This is a genomic window from Paraburkholderia sp. (genome assembly GCF_047605525.1).
Classification (GTDB): domain Bacteria; phylum Pseudomonadota; class Gammaproteobacteria; order Burkholderiales; family Burkholderiaceae; genus Paraburkholderia.
Genome location: NZ_JASGFN010000018.1, coordinates 1 through 17,669 on the forward strand (window position 1 = coordinate 1; position 17,669 = coordinate 17,669).

The 17,669-nt window shown below is 65.6% G+C and carries 12 protein-coding genes; 6 read left to right on the top strand and 6 right to left on the bottom strand.

Going from position 1 to position 17,669, the window contains the following annotated elements:
* The coding region (locus QM685_RS24180; RefSeq protein ID WP_415120120.1) for a translocation/assembly module TamB domain-containing protein at positions 1 to 2,649 on the top strand (2,649 nt) is incomplete at its 5' end.
* 120 nt (positions 2,650 to 2,769) lie between these two features.
* Here the strand turns inward: QM685_RS24180 and metG are convergent.
* Positions 2,770 to 4,914: a methionine--tRNA ligase gene (gene metG / locus QM685_RS24185; RefSeq protein WP_415120122.1), complete on the bottom strand. Its 2,145-nt coding sequence runs from the start codon at positions 4,912 to 4,914 to the stop codon at positions 2,770 to 2,772.
* A 437-nt stretch (positions 4,915 to 5,351) separates the two neighbouring features.
* The gene (locus tag QM685_RS24190) at positions 5,352 to 6,005 is read right to left on the bottom strand and encodes an OmpA family protein (protein ID WP_085484261.1); all 654 of its coding nucleotides are present in this window, start codon (positions 6,003 to 6,005) and stop codon (positions 5,352 to 5,354) included.
* Positions 6,006 to 6,354: 349 nt separating this feature from the next.
* On the opposite strand from QM685_RS24190, the gene apbC reads away from it, so the two are divergent.
* The 5 genes from apbC to QM685_RS24215 all read left to right on the top strand — a co-directional run bounded on the left by apbC (position 6,355) and on the right by QM685_RS24215 (position 12,012).
* Positions 6,355 to 7,443: an iron-sulfur cluster carrier protein ApbC gene (apbC, locus tag QM685_RS24195; RefSeq protein WP_415120124.1), complete on the top strand. Its 1,089-nt coding sequence runs from the start codon at positions 6,355 to 6,357 to the stop codon at positions 7,441 to 7,443.
* A 152-nt stretch (positions 7,444 to 7,595) separates the two neighbouring features.
* Positions 7,596 to 8,132, top strand: a complete 537-nt coding sequence (locus QM685_RS24200; protein ID WP_415120126.1) for a superoxide dismutase family protein — start codon at positions 7,596 to 7,598, stop codon at positions 8,130 to 8,132.
* 194 nt (positions 8,133 to 8,326) lie between these two features.
* Complete coding sequence (dcd, locus tag QM685_RS24205) at positions 8,327 to 8,896, top strand: dCTP deaminase (RefSeq protein WP_415120128.1); 570 nt, start codon at positions 8,327 to 8,329, stop codon at positions 8,894 to 8,896.
* 90 nt (positions 8,897 to 8,986) lie between these two features.
* Positions 8,987 to 11,272 (top strand): Orn/Lys/Arg decarboxylase N-terminal domain-containing protein, encoded by a 2,286-nt coding sequence (locus QM685_RS24210; RefSeq protein ID WP_415120130.1) that lies wholly within the window; start codon positions 8,987 to 8,989, stop codon positions 11,270 to 11,272.
* Between the two features lie 2 nt (positions 11,273 to 11,274).
* Positions 11,275 to 12,012, top strand: a complete 738-nt coding sequence (locus QM685_RS24215) for a lysozyme inhibitor LprI family protein (RefSeq protein WP_415120132.1) — start codon at positions 11,275 to 11,277, stop codon at positions 12,010 to 12,012.
* A 30-nt stretch (positions 12,013 to 12,042) separates the two neighbouring features.
* Here QM685_RS24215 and QM685_RS24220 read toward each other — a convergent pair whose 3' ends face one another.
* The 4 genes from QM685_RS24220 to zwf form a co-directional block, all read right to left on the bottom strand.
* On the bottom strand, positions 12,043 to 12,969 hold the full coding sequence (locus tag QM685_RS24220; protein WP_415120134.1) for a bestrophin family protein: 927 nt from the start codon (positions 12,967 to 12,969) through the stop codon (positions 12,043 to 12,045).
* Between the two features lie 164 nt (positions 12,970 to 13,133).
* Complete coding sequence (locus tag QM685_RS24225) at positions 13,134 to 15,050, bottom strand: bifunctional transcriptional regulator/glucokinase (protein WP_415120136.1); 1,917 nt, start codon at positions 15,048 to 15,050, stop codon at positions 13,134 to 13,136.
* On the bottom strand, positions 15,028 to 15,744 hold the full coding sequence (gene pgl / locus QM685_RS24230; RefSeq protein WP_415120138.1) for a 6-phosphogluconolactonase: 717 nt from the start codon (positions 15,742 to 15,744) through the stop codon (positions 15,028 to 15,030). Before pgl ends, QM685_RS24225 begins: the two co-directional genes overlap by 23 nt.
* An 83-nt stretch (positions 15,745 to 15,827) precedes the next feature.
* Positions 15,828 to 17,291 (bottom strand): glucose-6-phosphate dehydrogenase, encoded by a 1,464-nt coding sequence (gene zwf / locus QM685_RS24235; protein WP_415120140.1) that lies wholly within the window; start codon positions 17,289 to 17,291, stop codon positions 15,828 to 15,830.
* Between the last annotated feature and the right edge of the window lie 378 nt (positions 17,292 to 17,669).

Genomic DNA, 17,669 nt, shown 5'->3' on the forward strand with positions numbered 1-17,669 from the left:
GCGCAGGCGGCGGCACTGGCCGGCAGCGCCGCCGGCGCGAAAAGCGCGGCGCCCGGCGATCAGGCCGCCGCCGTCGCGAAGAACACCGCGAAAGCGGCGGTGCGGACCGAAGTGCTCGAACGCAGGCCGCCGCCGCCCACGCATCGCGCGACACGCGCGGCGGCACCGCCGCGCCGGATCGAAGCGCGCGTGAATGCCACGTTGAGCGCGGCCGGCGTGCTCGCCCCGGTCTTCACGACCCGCGCCGAGTTCAAGCTCGGCCCGAGCGTCTGCGACGACCTGCCGCTCACCGGCGGCGGCACGATCCAGCTTGCCGGCTCGAGGATTCTGCCGAGCCGCGCGAACCTTTCGGTGGCGGGCAATCAGGTCGATCTGCAAGGCAGCTTCGGCGCGCCCGGCGACCGGCTGCGTTTCCGCGTCGACGCGCCGCAGCTAGATCGGCTCGGCTTCGGTCTCGCCGGTCAGATTGCCGCCGACGGCGACGTTACCGGCTCGTTCGCGCACCCGAACGTCACGCTGAACTACAAGGCCGACAGCGTCGCGTTCGGCAGCAACCGGGTCGGCCACGCGGAAGGCCACGCCGAATTGCGCGACGGCGCGAACGGCGCGCTTGCGTTCACGACCGACGCGCGCAACCTGAGCGCGGGCGGCGTCGAGCTGAATACGCTGACGGCGCGTCTCTCGGGCACGCGCGCGAACCATACGCTCGAAGCCGCGGCCACCGGCAAGCTGCAGGATCGTCCGCTCGATCTGACGCTCGCCGCCAACGGCAAGCTGACCGACACGCGCGACGGCAGCCGCTGGGACGGCACCGTCACGCGTTTGCAGAACCGCGGCACGCCCGCGCTCAATCTCGAATCGCCGCTCGCGGTGAGCGCCGGCGCGGGCCGGCTCACGCTCGGCGCAACGCGCCTGACGATCGAAGGGGCGGTGTTGAGCCTCAAATCGTTCGCGTTCGATCACGGCCGGATCCAGTCGGCCGGCAGCCTCACAGACGTTTCGGTCGCGCGCTTGCAGGAGCTGCGGCACGAGATCACCGGCGAGCCGCCGCACGTCAGAACCGATCTCGTGTTCGACGGCGACTGGGACTTTTCGCTCGGCGCGACGGCGAGCGGCCACGTCCAGTTGCGCCGGCGCAGCGGCGACGTGACGGTCGAGATCGGCCGCGGGCTCGCGTCGATGGGCATCACGGACATCAGCGCGCGCGCCGAATTCACCGGCGGCAACCGGCTCAATGCGACCGTGCACGCGCAGGCGAGCAGGATCGGCGTGATCGACGCCGACGCGCACACGATGCTCGTGATGCGCGACGGCCTCCTGAGCGTCGATCCGCAGGGCGCGCTGTCAGGCAACGTGAACGCGAACGTGCCGTCGCTGCGTACCACCGGCGGCCTGCTCGGCCCGAGCTATCTGCTCGACGGACGCCTCGCGCTGAAGCTCGCGCTCAACGGCACGGTCGCGAAGCCGACCGTGACCGGCTCGCTCACCGGCGACGGCCTGTCCGCGACCGTGGTCAGCCAGGGTGTGCAGTTGAAGGACGGCGTGGTGCGCATCGCGTTGTCGGAGAACATGGTGGACTTCCAGCAGGTCGAGTTCCGCGGCGCGAGCGGCACGCTGCGCGCGACCGGCCGCATCCGCCTCGACGGCTCGGAGCCGGATCTGACGGCGAGCATCGTCGCGGACAAGCTGGATGTGTTCGCGTCGCCGGACCGCCATCTGTCGCTGTCGGGCAGCGCGAGCATCGCGAACGGCGGTGTGGAGAGCGGCCTCGCGATCAACGGCAAGTTCGTCGTCGACAGCGCGCTGTTCGATATGCCCGAGCAGGCCGCGCCGAGCCTCGGCGACGACGTCGTGATCATCCGTCCGGACGGCACGCGCTCGGGCGGTCAGCCCCCGCCGGGCGAGGGCGGCGCCCGGCCGGCCAGTCCGTTCGCGCCGCGCGCCAACATCGAGATCGGCCTCGGCAACAACTTCCGCTTCCGCGGCCAGGGCGCGGATCTCGGCCTCGCCGGCACGATCACCGCGATGAGCGCGCCGAACACGCCGCTGCGCGCGGTCGGCAACGTGCGCGTCCTGCCGGGGTCGACCTATACCGCGTTCGGCCGCAAGCTGGCGATCGAAAACGGCTTCTTCACGTTCAACGGTCCGGTGACGAATCCGGGCATCAACATTCTCGCGATGCGCCGCAACCAGCAGGTCGAAGCGGGCGTGCAGGTCACGGGCACGCTGCAGTCGCCGGTGGCGCGGCTGGTGTCGGAGCCGAGCGTGACGGACAACGAAAAGCTCTCGTGGCTGCTGTTCGGCCACGGCACCGACCAGGGCAATAACCTCGGTCAGCAGAGCACGATGACGACGGCGCTCGCGCTGCTCGGCAGCGCGACCGGCAAGCGGATCGCGCAGACCGTCGGGCTCGACGAGTTCTCGGTCGGCCGCAGCGATGTCGGCCTCACCGATCCGCAGGTCGTGATGGTGTCGAAGGCGATCAACGAGTGGCTCGTGATCGGCTACGAGCAGGGGCTGCAGTCGGCGAGCAACGCGATCAAGGCGACGATCAATCTGTCGCGGTACTGGTCGCTGGTGGTGTATGGCGGGACGTTCTATGGCGCCGATGTGTTGTATACGCGGCGCTTTGATCGGATCAGGTGGTGAGGAGCGCGTAGGCGGGGGCCTAAAAAGAAAAACGGCACGCTTTCGAGCGTGCCGTTTTTTCATGCGTGTCAGATAGCGCCAGACAGCGAGCGCCAGACAGCTCTACCCACGCGCCGCGCGTTACTTCACGCGCATGCCCGGCTTCGCGCCGCTATGCGGCTCGAGCACGTAGAGGCCCGGTTCGGCTTTTTCGTTCGCCGCCGATGCCGCGAGCACCATGCCCTCGGACATGCCGAACTTCATCTTGCGCGGCGCGAGGTTCGCGACCATCACGGTCAGCTTGCCGATCAACTGCTCCGGCTGATACGCGGACTTGATGCCCGAGAACACGTTGCGGGTCTTTTCCTCGCCGATGTCGAGCGTGAGTTGCAGCAGCTTGTCCGAGCCTTCCACCGCCTTGCAGTCGACGATTTTCGCGATACGCAGATCGACCTTCGCGAAGTCGTCGATCGAGATGATGCCGGACGCTTCGTCCTTGTCGGCGGCGGCTTTCGCGTCGGCCTTCGCGCTGTTCTTCGCGCCACCCTTCGCAGCGGCTGCGGCCGCTTCCGGCGTGGCTTGCAGCGATTCGCGGTTGGCCGCGAGCAACGCTTCGATCTGCTTCGGGTCAACGCGTGTCATCAGATGTTTGTACGCGTTGATCGGGCGCGCCGAGCTGAGCGGCACGTTCGCGTCGGCCCATTTCAGCGGCTCGATGCCGAGGAACGCTTCGACCGCTTCGGCAAGCTTCGGCAGCACCGGCTTCAGCGCGATCGACAGCAGGCGGAACGCCTCGATGCTGACGGAGCAGGTTTCGTGCAGCGCGACCGCGTTGGCCGGGTCTTTCGCCTGATCCCACGGCTTCGCGGTATCGACGTACGCGTTGACCGCGTCGGCCAGCTCCATCGTCTGACGCAGCGCGCGGTTGTACTCGCGCGCTTCGTAATTCGCGGCGATCTGCGGAAGCGCGGCGCGCAGCGTGGCGAGCAGCGGATGATGCATCGCGCTGTCCTGCACGCGGCCGTCGAAGCGCTTGATCAGGAAGCCGGCCGCGCGGCTCGCGATGTTCACGTACTTGCCGACCAGATCGCTGTTCACGCGCGCCTGGAAGTCGTCGAGGTTCAGGTCGAGGTCTTCCATCGTGCTGTTGAGCTTGGCTGCGAAGTAGTAGCGCAGCCATTCCGGGTTCAGGCCGGTGTCGATCACGCTCTGCGCGGTGATGAAGGTGCCGCGCGACTTCGACATCTTCGCGCCGTCGACGGTCAGAAAGCCGTGCGCGAACACGTTGGTCGGCGTGCGATGGCCCGAGAACTCGAGCATCGCCGGCCAGAACAGCGTGTGGAAATACAGGATGTCCTTGCCGATAAAGTGGTACTGCTCGGCCTTCGAGCCCTTGCGCACCCACGCGTCGAAGTCGAGGCCGCGCTTCTCGGCGAGGTTTTTGAAGCTCGCGTAGTAGCCGACCGGCGCGTCGAGCCATACGTAGAAGTACTTGCCGGGCGCGCCGGGAATTTCGAAGCCGAAGTACGGCGCGTCGCGCGAGATGTCCCAGTCGGCAAGTCTGGCTTCGCCGGCGTCGCCGAGCCACTCGCGCATCTTGTTGGTTGCTTCCGGCTGCGCGAGGCCGCCGACCCATTCGCGCAGGAAGTTTTCGCAGCGCGGATCGGACAGGCAGAAGAAGTAGTGCGTCGAAGTCTTGCGCACCGGCGTGGCGCCCGAGACGACCGAGTAGGGATTGACGAGCTCGGTGGGCTGATAGGTCGAGCCGCAGACTTCGCAACTGTCGCCGTACTGGTCCTTCGCGCCGCATTTCGGGCATTCGCCCTTGATGAAGCGGTCCGGCAGGAACATTTCCTTGACCGGGTCGTAGGCCTGCTCGATATCGCGCGCCTCGATCAGGCCCGCTTCCTTCAGCGCCAGGTAGACATTTTCGCTGAGAACGCGGTTCTCTTCGGAATCGGTCGAGTAGTAATTGTCGAACGAAATGCCGAAGCTGTCGAAATCGCGCTTGTGCTCCTGCCAGACACGGTCGATCAGTTGTTTCGGCGTCAGACCTTCTTTTTCCGCGCGCAGCATGACCGGTGTGCCGTGCGTGTCGTCGGCGCCCACGTAATAGACCTCGTGGCCGTGCATCCGCATCGTCCGGACCCAGATGTCCGTCTGGATATATTCGACCAGATGGCCGATATGGATCTGCCCGTTCGCATAAGGAAGGGCCGACGTGACGAGAATCTGGCGGCGGCCGGACGGCGCGCCTGCGGTGGGATCGGTGGCGGGTGCTGACATAAGGATCGTGGGAGCCTGCGGTGGGACGAAACGATGATTCTAGCAGGGCGCACGCTTCGAGCGGGACGGCTGGGCCAGGCTGGACGGGCCGGCTGGGCGTACGCGGCGAAACGCGGCACAACCGGATCGCGGATGTAGAAATTGCAGGAGCGGCGGGGCGGCACACGCGAATGTCTTACAAACCGTGCGCGCAAAAAAAACCGGGGTTAATAAACCCCGGAGCAACAACGACAAGAGGAGAATGGTGACGCGGCGGCTTCGCCAACCACGTACCGTAAAGAGAGACCGCGGATTTTCCGCAGAGTTCGAAATTTTTTTCGTCGTCGCCGGAAAGCCGTTTGCGCGGGTCTTGCGCCGTGTCCGGCGCGGCCAGCCGGGCTTGCCGCGCCGGAGGAGGCCACGGCAGCACGGCTGTTCTTGCTCCTCGGGACCTGTCCTTATTGCGTGGCGTGCTGGGCAGTGGCACGCAGGTAGATTTCCACCCGGCGGTTAGCCGCTCGGCCCGCTTCGGTGTTGTTGTCGGCGATCGGCTGGTTCGGGCCCATGCCGGTTGCGGACAGGCGTTGCGGCGCGATGCCGCGTTGCGCCAGATAGCCGGTCACGCTCTGCGCGCGGTTGACCGACAGCGTCTGGTTATATTGCAGCGAGCCGGTGCTGTCCGTGTGACCGACGACCGATGCGACGATTTCCGGGTTCTGCTGCATCGTTTGCGCGAGCTGGTCGAGGACCGGTGCAAACGACGGCTTGATCGCGTAGCTGCTGGTGTCGAACGTCACCGAGCTCGGGATGTTCAGCTTGAGCGAGCCATCGGGCTGCTCGGTGATCTGCGTGCCGGTGCCCTTGGTGGCGCCCGACATGCGGTTGCGAATTGCTTCCCAGTTGTAGCCGGTGACGCCGCCCACCGCCGCGCCGACGCCTGCGCCGATCGCCGCGCCCTTGCCGCCGCCGAAGATGGCGCCCAGCGCCGCGCCGGTGCCGGCACCGACGCCGGTGCCGACCGCCGTATTCGTGCCCTGTTGGGTCGCGCAGCCTGCCAGCAGCGAGCCGGCGACGGCGAAGACGGCCATGCGAGTCATGATTTTTGCATTCATTTTCGGTTCCTCTTGAGTGAAGCGAATAAACCAGCGGGTAGCAGTCAATCTATCCGGCGAACATTCCGCCGGTACAGCAGATAATTCCGAAACATTGGGACGATGGAAATCCTACGCCATTCTTCACGCGGTCCGACAGCGAAGAAGGGTCTTCGGGCAACGCTTGCCGTCCAGACACTACAATAATGCCTGAAACACGCAGCGATGCGACCCTATGGCGTCCCGCCCGCCCCGAAGGGTGCCGGGCACGTCCGGTTTTCGCAATCCCGGCTAACAATTTCTTTCAAATTCCGGCGCGTGGCCGCCCCGTCGCTCCCGCCGCGCCGCATGTCTTCCCCACGGAGTACCCATGAGCATCGATCGGGCTTTGGTCGACACCGCCATCGCGGCCGTCACAGACCCCAACACCGGCGCGCCGTACGCGGCCGCGAAAAACATCCGCAACGTGGCCGTGGAAGGCGACACCGTGAGCGTTCAGGTGATCCTCGGCTATCCGGCGATGAGCCAGTTCGACACGATCCGCAAGCAATTCGCCGACGCGCTCGGCGCGGTGCCGGGCGTCGCGAAGGCGCGCGTCGAGGTCTCGCAGCAGATCGCCGCGCATACCGTGCAGCGCGGTGTGAAGCTGTTGCCGAACGTGAAGAACATCGTTGCGGTCGCGTCCGGCAAGGGCGGTGTCGGCAAGAGCACGACCGCGGTGAACCTCGCGCTCGCGCTCGAGAGCGAGGGCGCGTCGGTCGGCATTCTCGACGCCGACATCTACGGCCCGTCGCTGCCGACCATGCTCGGCATCGTCGGCCGTCCCGAGTCGCCCGACGATAAATCGATGAACCCGATGACCGGCCACGGCTTGCAGGCCAACTCGATCGGCTTTCTGATCGAGCAGGACAACCCGATGGTGTGGCGCGGCCCGATGGCGACCTCGGCGCTCGAGCAGCTCCTGCGGCAGACCAACTGGCACGACCTCGACTACCTGATCGTCGACATGCCGCCCGGCACCGGCGATATCCAGTTGACGCTCGCGCAGCGCGTGCCGGTCACGGGCGCGGTGATCGTCACGACACCGCAGGACATCGCGCTGCTCGACGCGAAGAAGGGCCTCAAGATGTTCGAGAAGGTCGGCATTCCGATCCTCGGCATCGTCGAGAACATGGGGCTGCACATCTGCTCGAACTGCGGCCACGAAGAGCATATCTTCGGCGCCGGCGGCGGCGAGCGCATGGGCAAGGAATACGGCGTCGACGTGCTCGGCAGCCTGCCGCTCGATATCACGATCCGCGAGCAGGCCGACTCGGGCAAACCGACCGTCGTCGCCGACCCGAGCGGGCGTATCGCGGAGATCTATCGCTCGATCGCGCGCAAGGTCGCGGTCCATATTGCCGAGCGCGCGCGCGACATGAGCTCGAAGTTTCCGAACATCGTCGTGCAGAACACCTGAGCGTGACCCCGGACGGATTCCGGGCGGCCGTTCCGGCAACGAGTCCGGCGTTCGAGGCCGCTATTCGCGCGTGGTCTCGCGGTATCATGTCGGCTTCACGGGTTCGGCCCGGCGGCCGCAGGGGGTGGTCGCCGGGCCGGCAAGAGGATCGCATGGGAAAACGAATCGACGGGCAGGCGGTACATGCGTTCATCGTTCTGACTGCCGGCTGCGTGCTGTTGAGCGGCTGCGGCGTGTTCCTGAGACCACAGGAAAAGCGCGCCGACGCGCAGCTACTGCCTACCGTAGGCAATCAGGCGCACGGCCTCGTGACGTTTATCGAGCGCTCGGACGGCGTCCAGGTCACCTACAATCTCGCGGGCTTGCCGCCCAATAGCGATCACGCACTGCAAGTCCACGAGCGCGGCGACTGCAATGCCGCCGACGGCTCGAGCACCGGCCCGGTGTTTTCGCCGGCCGCCGAGCGGTTGAAGGCGGGCGCGCGCGTCGAGGGCGATCTCGGCAACATCCATGCGGATGCGAACGGTGTCGCCACCGGCTTCATCGTCGCGCCGGACGTATCGCTCGACGGCATCCGCTCGGTGCTGCAGCGCGCGGTCGTGCTGCACCACGACGCGACCGATCCCTATGCGTATCCGCAGCACGGCGCGGGCACCGCGCTCGCCTGCGGCGTGATCCGCCAGCAGTGAGCGTTCAGCAGTGAGCCTTCAGCGTCCTCGATGTCCTTTGGCCGCTGCGCGCCATCGGCGGCAACGTTGCCGTGATCGCGTAAAATAAGCGCCTTTGCCGGCCCGCCGGCTGCGCGCCGGACCTCGAAGCGTCGGCCAGCCGTTTTCACCTACCTTTCGTCACACCTGTCATTCACGTCGAACAGCGTTCACCTATGACCATCAAATCCGACAAGTGGATCCGGCGCATGGCCGAGTCGCACAAGATGATCGAGCCGTTCGTGCCCGATCAGGTTCGCGTCTCCAACGAAGGCCGGAAGATTGTCAGCTACGGCACCTCGAGCTACGGCTACGACATCCGCTGCGCCGACGAATTCAAGATCTTCACGAACATCAATTCGACGATCGTCGATCCGAAGAACTTCGACGAGAAATCGTTTGTCGATTTCAAGGGTGACGTCTGCATCATCCCGCCGAACTCGTTCGCGCTCGCGCGCACGGTCGAATATTTCCGCATTCCGCGCAGCGTGCTGACCGTGTGTCTGGGCAAGTCGACCTACGCGCGCTGCGGGATCATCGTCAACGTGACGCCGTTCGAGCCGGAGTGGGAAGGGCACGTCACGCTCGAATTCTCGAATACGACACCTTTGCCTGCGAAAATCTACGCGAACGAAGGCGTCGCCCAGGTGCTGTTTTTCGAAAGCGACGAAATTTGTGAGACGTCGTACGCGGATCGCGGCGGCAAATATCAAGGTCAGCACGGCGTCACGTTGCCGAAAACGTGACGCCGGCAGCGTATTGACCCATCAGCTATCCGGGTGACCGCTGCGCTACTTCGATAACGCAGCGGTCGTTTTCTTTTTGGAGAATCGCCCATGAAGTTCCGTTTTCCCGTCGTCATCATCGACGAAGATTTCCGCTCCGAGAACATCTCGGGTTCCGGCATCCGGGCGCTCGCCGAAGCCATCGAGAAAGAAGGCGCGGAAGTGCTCGGGTTGACGAGCTACGGCGATCTGACTTCTTTCGCGCAGCAATCGAGCCGCGCATCGTGCTTCATCCTGTCGATCGACGACGACGAACTGCTGCCGTACGTCGACAACGTGGTCGTCGAAGGCGAGACGCCGGAACTCGCGGCCGCGATCGTCGCGCTGCGCGCGTTCGTGACCGAAGTGCGCCGCCGCAACGCGGACATCCCGATCTTCCTGTACGGCGAGACGCGCACCTCGCGCCATCTGCCGAACGACATCCTGCGCGAGCTGCACGGCTTCATCCACATGTTCGAGGACACGCCGGAGTTCGTCGCGCGCCACATCATCCGCGAGGCCAAGGTCTATCTCGACTCGCTCGCGCCGCCGTTCTTCAAGGAGCTGGTGCAGTACGCGGAAGAAGGTTCTTACTCGTGGCATTGCCCGGGCCACTCGGGCGGCGTCGCGTTCCTGAAGAGCCCGCTCGGCCAGATGTTCCACCAGTTCTTCGGCGAGAACATGCTGCGCGCCGACGTCTGCAATGCGGTCGACGAGCTCGGCCAGTTGCTCGACCACACCGGCCCGGTGGCGGCCTCGGAGCGCAACGCCGCGCGCATCTTCAGCGCCGACCATGTGTTCTTCGTGACCAACGGCACGTCGACGTCGAACAAGATCGTCTGGCACGGCACGGTCGCGCCCGGCGACATCGTGCTGGTGGACCGCAACTGCCACAAGTCGATCCTGCACGCGATCACGATGACCGGCGCGATTCCGGTGTTCCTCACGCCGACGCGCAACAACTTCGGCATCATCGGCCCGATTCCGCGCAGCGAGTTCGAGCCGGAAAACATTCGCAAGAAGATCGAGGCGAATCCGTTCGCGCGCGAAACGCTCGCGAAGAACCCGGACCTGAAGCCGCGCATCCTGACGATCACGCAAAGCACGTACGACGGCGTGATCTACAACGTCGAGATGATCAAGGACATGCTGGGCGAATGGCTCGACACGCTGCATTTCGACGAAGCGTGGCTGCCGCACGCCGAATTCCACGCGTTCTACCAGGACATGCACGCGATCGGCGCGGGCCGTCCGCGCATCGGCGCGATGGTGTACGCGACGCACTCCACGCACAAGCTGCTCGCCGGCATTTCGCAGGCGTCGCAGATCGTCGTGCAGGATTCGAAGAACAGCCGCTTCGACAAGCATCGCTTCAATGAAGCGTATCTGATGCACACGTCGACGAGCCCGCAGTACGCGATCATCGCGTCGTGCGACGTGGCCGCGGCGATGATGGAAGCGCCGGGCGGCACCGCGCTCGTCGAAGAATCGATTGCCGAAGCGCTCGACTTCCGCCGCGCGATGAGCAAGGTCGACGCCGAATACGGCGACGACTGGTTCTTCAAGGTCTGGGGCCCGGACCGGTTCGCTGAGGAAGGCATCGGCTCGCGCGACGACTGGATGCTGCGCCCGAACGATCCGTGGCATGGCTTCGGCCCGCTCGCCGAAGGCTTCAACATGCTCGACCCGATCAAGGCGACGATCGTCACGCCGGGTCTCGACATGGACGGCGGCTTCGGCGAAACCGGCATTCCGGCCGCGATCGTCACGAAGTACCTCGCCGAGCACGGCATCATCGTAGAGAAGACCGGTCTGTACTCGTTCTTCATCATGTTCACGATCGGCATCACGAAGGGCCGCTGGAACTCGATGGTGACCGAGCTCCAGCAGTTCAAGGACGACTACGACAACAACCAGCCGCTGTGGCGCGTGCTGCCCGAGTTCGTGTCGCATCATCCGATGTACGAGCGCGTTGGGCTGCGTGACCTGTGCCAGCAGATCCACAGCGTCTATCGCGCGAACGACATCGCGCGCCTGACGACCGAGATGTACCTGTCGAGCATGGAGCCGGCGATGAAGCCGTCCGACGCATTCGCGAAGCTCGCGCATCGCGAGATCGACCGGGTGCCGATCGACGAGCTCGAAGGCCGCGTCACGTCGATCCTGTTGACGCCGTATCCGCCGGGCATTCCGCTGCTGATCCCGGGCGAGCGCTTCAACAGGACCATCGTCAACTATCTGCGTTTCGCGCGCGAGTTCAACGAGCGTTTCCCGGGTTTCCATACGGATATCCACGGGCTCGTCGGCGAAATGATCAACGGGCGCATCGAATATTTCGTCGATTGCGTTCGCGTTTGACGATGCAGCGGATGAAGTTCCTGGCGGGCGTCGATGGCTGGCGGCGTGGGGCCGGTGCGTTGGCCTTCGCACTGGTGGCCGGCACGGTGGTGCTCGGCGGCGTGGTGAGTCCGGCGGCGCGTGCCGAAGTTGCCGCCGCTGATCCGATCGACGCGTCGATGCGCGCGTGCCTCGCGCGCGCCGACATGTCGACGACGATGGGGCAGGTGCAGTGCATGGACAACGCGCGGATCGGCTGGAAGGCCGCGGTCGACAGCGCGTACCAGCAACTGCTGTCGAAGCTGCCGCCCGCGCGGCGCAGGTCGTGGCAGAAGAGTCAGTCGAGCTGGCTCACGTCGCGTGACGCGGAAAAGCAACTGCTCGCCGCCGTATTCGCGACGACCCGAGGCTCGACATACGTGCTCTCCGAGGCGGACATGCAGTTGCAGCCGGTGCGCGACCGCGCGCTCGTGCTGCGCAGCGCGGTCGCCAATGCAAGCGGGCCGCTGCCGCGCCGGCCACGCACGTGCAAGGCGGATGCGCGCTGCGAACACGCAATGTTCGATCTGAACCGTTACTACCGCGTGCTCAATTCGAAGATGCCGCCGCAATCGCGGCCGACCCTCGTGCGCGCGCAACGCGCGTGGAGCGCGTATCTGACAGCGTCGACGCCGCTCGTCGACGAACGCGGGCGCATCGATATCATCGGCGCGCGTGTCGCGACGATCAAGCGGCTCTCCGAAACGGTCGGCAACGACTGATGCGCCGGTAACCGCCGACGGCGCGCGCCATCAATCCAGCAGATAACTCTCGCCTTGCGGCTGCGGCGGCGTCAGCGCCGGTTCGCCGCGCAGATCGCGCATCGCGTCCTCGATCGCCGAGGACATCGTGTTGAGCGCGAGGTCGTTGTCGTCGGTGCCGAAGGGCTCCTCGAGCTGCGACGCGATCGCCTCGTGCGCCATGAACGTGTACGCGACGAACACCGCGAACACCGGCGTGAAAATGCCGATGCTGTCGACGAGACCGAACGGCAACGACGCGCAGAAGAAATACACGGTGCGGTGAATCATCACCGAATATGCGAACGGCAGCGGTGTCGACGCGATGCGCTCGCAGCCGCCGATCACATCCGACAAGCCATTCAGATTCCGGTCGAACGCGAGCACCGCCATCGAATCGAGCGCGCCCGCGCGCGCCTGGCGCTGCACCCACTCGCCGAGGCAGAGCATCAGCGCGGCCGGCTTGTAGCGCGCGGCCATCGCGCGCTCGAACAGCGCTGCGGGCAGACGCGCGGCGAGATCTTCGCGCGGGTCGGTCCGGCGCAGCTGATGGCGCAGCGCATGCGGCAGCGCGCTCAACACCGCGAGAAATTCGGCGGCATCCTCTTTCGGCAACTCGCGCGAGGGCAGCGTCAGCACCTGACGCGTCAGCGAGCGCGATTCGTTGAGCAACTGCCCCCACAGCTTGCGCGCTTCCCACCAGCGGTCGTAGCTCGCGTTGTTGCGAAAGCCGAGAAACACCGCGAGCGCGATGCCGACCAGCGAAAACGGCGCGGTCGTGTTGAGGTTCAGATTGACGGGCAAAAGATGATCGTGCGCGGCGAGCGCGACGACCGAGATGCAGAAGATCAGGAACAGGCGCGGCAGCAACTGCGGCAGCACCGAGCCGCGCCACGCGAGCAGCATGCGGAACCAGTTGAGATGCGGGCGGATGATCATGGGGCAGCGCGCGATGCGTCAGGCGATAAAGCACCTATTATCGATCGCTTTTTGCCTCGCATATAAAAGCTCGCACATAAAAGAAAACCCGCGGCATAGGCATCGAATGCGATACCTATGCCGCGGGTTGCCTCACTGCAAGCGGAGCAGGGCCAGCCGCCGTCTCAGTCCCGCGCCGACGAAGCCGCGCCGTGGCTCAGCCAGTCGAGTACCGCGGTCGCGTCGTCGTCCGCGCCTTCGCGGGTCCGCTCGACCGTCTCCGCGACGTCGTCGCTCGGCACCGCGCGGCGAATCGCCACGCCGACCGCGAGAATATCGATCATCACGAGGTGCAGGATGCGCGAGATCATCGACAACTGCGACTCGCGAATCTCGATGTGATCGGTTTCGAGCGCAACGGTCGCGCGCTTCGCGAGCGGCGTGTTGCTCGACGTGATCGCGATCACCTTCGCGCCGGCCTGCATCGCGACGTCGAGCACGCGCAGCAGCTCGGGCGCGCGCCCCGACTTCGACACCGCGACGATCACGTCGCCCTTGCCGAGCAACGCGGCGGAGGCCGCCTGCATGTACAGGTCGCCGTATGCGATGGTCGGAATGCCGAAACGGAAGAACTTGTAGTGCGCGTCCTGCGCGACGATGTTCGAGTTGCCGAGCCCGTAGAACTCGATGCGCCGCGCGCCGTTCAGCAGATCGATCGCGTGCTCGACGTGCTCGAAGTTCAGATGCTCGCGCAACTGCAGGATCGCCGACACGGTGTTGTCGAGCACCTTCGCGCCGAAGTCGGTCGCGGTGTCGCCGAGATGCACCTGGCTGTGGCTCACCGGAATCGTGCCGGTCAAACCGGTCGCGAGCTTCAGCTTGAAGTCCGACAGCCCCTGGCAGCCGAGCGAGCGGCAGAAGCGGATTACGGTCGGCTGGCTTACGTCGGCCTTGCGCGCGATGTCGACGATCGGATCGTTGATGATCGAGCGCGGATGGTTCAGCGCGAGATCGGCGACGCGGCGCTCGGCCGGCGTCAGCGCGTCGCGCATCTGGCGGATCCGCTCGAACACCGCCGACGAGCTGCCGCCCGCGCGGTTCGACAACTGTTCGGCGAGAATCGCCGACACGCCGAGGAAGGCCGGATATTCGGCGGTGATCACGTAGGTCGGCACGCTTTGCAGATACGCCTCGAAGCGGCCCTTCGCCTCGAAGCGCTTGCGAAACGACGAGCGCGCGAAGAATTCGCCGAGGCGCGGCACCACGCCGCCGCCGATATAGATGCCGCCGAGCGCGCCGAGCGTCACCGCGATATTGCCGGCAAAGGTGCCGAGAATGCCGCAGAACACGTCGACCGATTCGGCCGCGAGCGGCTCGCCCTCGAGCGCGCGCCTGACGATCTCGACCGTGTCGATGTTGGCCGCCACGCGCTTCTTGTCGCGGCCCGCGAGCGCGCGGTAGATCACCTCGATGCCCGGACCCGCGGCCACGCGTTCGAACGATACGTGCGACCACTTCTTGCGCGCGTACTGCAGCACGATGTCCTCGCGCTCGTCGGCCGGCGCGAAGCTCGCGTGGCCGCCTTCGCTGCCGAGCGCGATCCAGCGGTCGTCGGCGGGAATCAGGCCGGACACGCCCATGCCGGTGCCGGGGCCGAGCAGGCCGATCACGCTGTTCGGGCGGCGCGCGCCGCCGCCCACCTGCACGCGCTGCGCGTCGGTGAGGCCCGGCAGCGCCATCGCGAGCGCGGTGAAGTCGTTGACGACCAGCAGCGTGTCGAAGCCGAGCGCGCGTCGCGTCGCTTCGATCGAAAAGGTCCAGTCGTGATTGGTCATGCTCACCTGGTCGCCGTCGACCGGGTTCGCGATGGCGATCGCCGCGTGATTGACGCGGCCGATTTTCGTGTCTTTCAGATACTTTCTGATGACGTCGGCGACGCCCGGATAGTCCGCGCACGGATAGACCTGCACCGAGCCGATTTCGCCGGGGCCGGTCTCGAGCGCGAAACGCGCGTTGGTGCCGCCGATGTCGGCGAGCAGTCTCGGTCCGTCGGCGTGCTGGCCCGCGCCCGGCATAGCTTTAGTTTGCACACCAGTAGACATCGAGTCTCACTCCCTTGTCATTTGCCAACTGCGAGATGGCATTTTTTTGTAGCGAAGCGGCGGCGGCGTTGAGCACGTCCATCTTGCGCGGTCCAGCGATCAGCAGAAACAGATGCTTCACTTCCTTGAGCGCGGCGAGCGACCAGCTCACGCGCGCATGGGGCGCGGCGCCCGGATGCACGGCGACGAAACGTTCGGTCGTGGTGATCGCGTGATCCCATTCGGGCGCGTCGGCGAAGATCGACGCGGTGTGGCCGTCCTCGCCCATGCCGAGCACCGCGACGTCGGGCACCGTGGCGAAGCGCGCGTCCGCGTTCAGCGCGGCGACGTGCGCGTTCAGATCCTGCGTGGTGTCGACGAGCGGCCAGAACGTCGCGTTGCGCGCGGCGTTCCGCAGCAGCGTCGCGTGCGCGAACTGCGCGTTGCTCGCGCTGTCGGTTTCCGGCACCCAGCGGTCGTCGACCAGCGTCACCGCGATGCGGGCCCAGTCGAATGCCTGAGTGGACAGCGTCTCGAGGAACGGACGCGGACTGCTGCCGCCGGAGACGGCCAGCATGGCCGGGCGCGCGCCCGGGCTTGACGTGCCGGTGGCGGCCGCCGGTGCGGCAAGCGACGCATGTAACGCGTCGCCCACCGCTTTCGCCAGCGCGTCGGATTGGGCGCGCTGGTCGTCGAAAGCGTGAAGCTCGATCACTTCTCCTCCGTGCTGCTTTCTTGTTAGGTCTGCGGAATCAGCGTTGCTGCTTGCGCGCGGCGCCGTCCATCAATTCATTTACCTCAATTCTCTTCCTCGAGCCAGCAGGTGCCGTGCTGCGCGAGCATCGCGCTCGCCGCGGCCGGTCCCCACGTGCCCGCCGCGTACGGCTTGGGTGGCTTGTGCGACGCATGCCATTCGTTCAGGATCGGTTCGACCCAGCGCCACGCGGCTTCCTGCTCGTCGCGCCGCACGAAGAGGGCGAGCCGGCCGTGGATCACGTCGAGCAGCAGCCGCTGATACGCTTCCATCTGCCCTTCGCGGAAGAACTGGTCGAACGCGAGGTCGAGGTGCACGCTCGCGAGATTCATGCCCTCGCCGGGCTGCTTCGCGAGACAGTACAGACGAATCGTCTCGTTCGGCTGCAGGCGGATCACGAGGCGGTTCGCGCCGGCGCGCAGCGCCGATATGCCGAGCGCCGAATGCGGCACCGGGCGGAAATTCACGACGATCTCGGCGACGCGATCCGCGAGCCGCTTGCCGGTGCGCAGGAAAAACGGCACGCCGGCCCAGCGCCAGTTTTCGATCTCGACCTTCAGCGCGACGAAAGTTTCGGTGGAGCTGTCGGGCTTCACGCCGTGCTCGGTCGCATAGGCCGGCACCGTGCTGCCGCGGATCACGCCAGAATGATACTGGCCGCGCACCGCGACCTTGCCGATTTCCTGCGGATCGACCGGTTTCAACGCGCGCAGCACGCGCAGTTTTTCGTCGCGCACCGAATCCGAATCCATCGAATGCGGCGGTTCCATCGCGACGATCGACAGCAATTGCAGCAGGTGGTTCTGCACCATGTCGCGCAGCGCGCCGGTATTGTCATAGAAATCGCCGCGCCCTTCGACGCCGAGCTCCTCGGCGATCGTGATCTGGATGCTCTCGACCCATTCGCGGCGCCACAGCGGCTCGAAGAGCGCGTTGCCGAAGCGCAGCGCGAGCAGGTTCTGCACCGGCTCCTTGCCGAGGTAATGGTCGATCCGGTAGATCTGCTCTTCCGCGAAGATCTCGCCGACCGCGTCGTTAATCGCATTCGACGACTTGAGATCGTAGCCGAGCGGCTTTTCGAGCACGATGCGCGCGTTGGTATTGAGCCCGACCGACGCGAGCGCATGACAGATCGGCACGAACAGCGACGGACCGGTCGCCAGATAGAACACGCGGATGCCGGGCCGGTCCTGGATCGCGTCGCGCAGATGCACGAAGTCTTCCGGCTTGCCGAGGTCGATCTTCACGAACTCGATGCGCGCGAGGAAGCTCGTCCACACGCCGTCGTCCACTCCGTTCTTCGACACGTAGGGCTTGACGTGTTCGTCTACCCATTGCAGGTACTCGCCGCGATCCGCCACGTGCCGCGCCACCGCCACGATCTTGCCGCTGTCGGCGAGCATGCCGCCGGCGCGGTGCGCCTCGAACAGCGCGGGCAGGATCTTGCGCATCGACAGATCGCCGGTTCCGCCGAAGAGAACGAAGGTGAAGCTTGAATCGGTTTGCATGAGTCTCCGTCGATGTCCTGTGGGGTCGCCGCGCCGATCCGATACCGACCGCGCAGTGATTGCACGGCGAGCGGGGAAGAGCGACCGTAGTCCGATAAAATATTTTTTGACACTGAATTGTAGTTTAACTACAATCCAAATCAAGAGGTAGCGCTAATTCGATGAAAAAAGCGTGCGTTGTTCCGGCGGGATGCGCGTTTTTGCGAATCGGCGGGCGTCCCCGCATGTTATCGGACAGGGGCCGCGCTTGCCGGCCATCCTGCAGGGTCGTTGCCTGCTGCCTGTGTAACGACAGGCGTCGGATCGGTGTATGAAGTACCTCGAGTCTGCCGCGCGACGCGGGCAGGCAAAAATCAAAAGAGGAGACAGTCAGTTGCA

Excerpts from the sequence above, each read along its gene's own strand:
- QM685_RS24215 (WP_415120132.1), top strand. The coding sequence starts at position 11,275 with ATGCAGCGGATGAAGTTCCTGGCGGGCGTCGATGGCTGGCGGCGTGGG.
- metG (WP_415120122.1), bottom strand. The coding sequence starts at position 4,914 with ATGTCAGCACCCGCCACCGATCCCACCGCAGGCGCGCCGTCCGGCCGC.
- QM685_RS24220 (WP_415120134.1), bottom strand. The coding sequence starts at position 12,969 with ATGATCATCCGCCCGCATCTCAACTGGTTCCGCATGCTGCTCGCGTGG.
- QM685_RS24200 (WP_415120126.1), top strand. The coding sequence starts at position 7,596 with ATGGGAAAACGAATCGACGGGCAGGCGGTACATGCGTTCATCGTTCTG.
- QM685_RS24210 (WP_415120130.1), top strand. The coding sequence starts at position 8,987 with ATGAAGTTCCGTTTTCCCGTCGTCATCATCGACGAAGATTTCCGCTCC.
- QM685_RS24190 (WP_085484261.1), bottom strand. The coding sequence starts at position 6,005 with ATGAATGCAAAAATCATGACTCGCATGGCCGTCTTCGCCGTCGCCGGC.
- QM685_RS24225 (WP_415120136.1), bottom strand. The coding sequence starts at position 15,050 with ATGTCTACTGGTGTGCAAACTAAAGCTATGCCGGGCGCGGGCCAGCAC.
- dcd (WP_415120128.1), top strand. The coding sequence starts at position 8,327 with ATGACCATCAAATCCGACAAGTGGATCCGGCGCATGGCCGAGTCGCAC.
- apbC (WP_415120124.1), top strand. The coding sequence starts at position 6,355 with ATGAGCATCGATCGGGCTTTGGTCGACACCGCCATCGCGGCCGTCACA.
- zwf (WP_415120140.1), bottom strand. The coding sequence starts at position 17,291 with ATGCAAACCGATTCAAGCTTCACCTTCGTTCTCTTCGGCGGAACCGGC.